The 1,557-nt window shown below is 65.0% G+C and carries 2 protein-coding genes; both read right to left on the bottom strand.

Annotated features, from left to right (window positions below):
- Positions 1–1,057: DUF3369 domain-containing protein (locus I5M_RS02970; RefSeq protein ID WP_022720039.1), on the bottom strand; the 1,057-nt coding region annotated here is incomplete at its 3' end.
- Positions 1,027–1,557: sensor histidine kinase (locus I5M_RS02965; RefSeq protein WP_148287816.1), on the bottom strand; the 531-nt coding region annotated here is incomplete at its 5' end. The genes I5M_RS02970 and I5M_RS02965, both read right to left, overlap by 31 nt.

Below are 1,557 nucleotides of genomic sequence, written 5' to 3'. Positions count from 1 at the left end.
ATCTCGTTCTTGACGCGTTGGCGCGCTGCAGTCGCAGCCACTGCGTCGACAGCCGGCGGTTGGCCTGGGTCAGCGCCCGGGTACGCTGGGCGACGCGGTCTTCGAGCTGAGTATTGGCCTCATGGAGCTGGCGATAGAGGATCACGTTGTCGAACGCGATCGACAGCCGGCTGCCGAAGATCTGCACCAGCGACTGATCGGTGTCGGAGAGTTCGCGCTCGGCCTGCAGCAGCACCACGACCTCGCGGCCGCTGCCGGTGCGGACATAGAGCACGGTGCGGTGGTCGGCGAAATCATGCTGACGGCGGCGGAAAGCTTCCTCGACCATCTGGCGCAGATCGGGATCGAGCGGCGCGGTGCCGGGCGAGCCGATGAAGCGGCTGTAGCAGCCCGAGCCGGCCAGCACCGAGAAATCGTCGCCGGCGTCGCGTAGCACCAGGATGCCGGCGCAATCGACATTGAGCAGCGAGGCGAGCTGGGTCAGCACGCCTTCGGCGAGCCGCTGCATCGACTTGAAGTCGTACAGCGTCGAGGCGGCATCGATGATGATCTCGAGCCCGCGCCGCGTCTGCACCATGCGTTCGAGCTGTTGGTAGCTGCGCAGCGCGGCGGTCAGCGAGGTGAACAGTTTGTCGGCGGTGAGTTCGGTCTTGGCCTTGTAGTCGTTGATGTCGTACTCGACGATGACACGGCGCTCCGGCGCCTGGCCGGGCTGGCCGGTGCGCAGGATGATGCGGACGGTCTCGTTCTTGATCTCGTTGCGGATGTATTCGACGAGGTCGAGGCCGGCGGCGTCCGTCTCCATGATGACGTCGAGCAGCACCGCCGCGACATCCGGATTGGCGCGCATCAGTTCGCGGCCTTCGGCGGCCGAATAGGCCGACAGGATTTCCAGCGTCTGGCCGTTGAGGCTGTAGTCGCTCAGCGCGAAGCGGGTGCCTTCGTGCACTGCGGCATCGTCGTCGATGACCGCGATCTTCCACTTCCGTCCGCTCGATACCTCGGGGACCGAATCGGTATCTTCGATCAGTTGGAGGATATCGTCCTGGTCGGCCATTTCACCTGCCCGTTCACTTGCCCGTCGATGGTCGTGTCGGAATCGGCCGCGCCCGTCGCGGTACGCGGCATGATAATGCGAAAGGTGGTGCCTTGTCCCAGCCTGGATTCCAGCACCATTCGGCCGCCGAGCTGTTGGGTCACCAGATTGTAAACGATATGCAGGCCGAGCCCGGTGCCACCCTCGTTGCGGCGGGTGGTGAAGAACGGGTCGAACGCCTGACGCTGGACGTCGGGGGTCATGCCGGCGCCGTTGTCGGCGAAGATGATCTCGACATCGTCGGCGCCGCGCGGCCGCGCCGTGATGGTAATCGCCCCGGCGCGCCTGTCCGGAAAGGCGTGGTTGGCGGCGTTGAGGAACAGATTGGTCAGAATCTGGCCGTAGGAGCCCGGATAGCCGTCGATCAGCAACCCTTTCGGCACGTCGACCACAAAGCTGATCGGCGCCCGCTTCAGGACCGGGCTGAGGCTGGCAATGATCTGCTCGGTGGGCTCGTGCAA

Source organism: Rhodopseudomonas sp. B29 (assembly GCF_000333455.1).
GTDB lineage: Bacteria > Pseudomonadota > Alphaproteobacteria > Rhizobiales > Xanthobacteraceae > Rhodopseudomonas.
The sequence above is the reverse complement of the archived record's forward strand: the minus strand, read 5'-3'. Positions and strand labels throughout refer to the sequence as shown.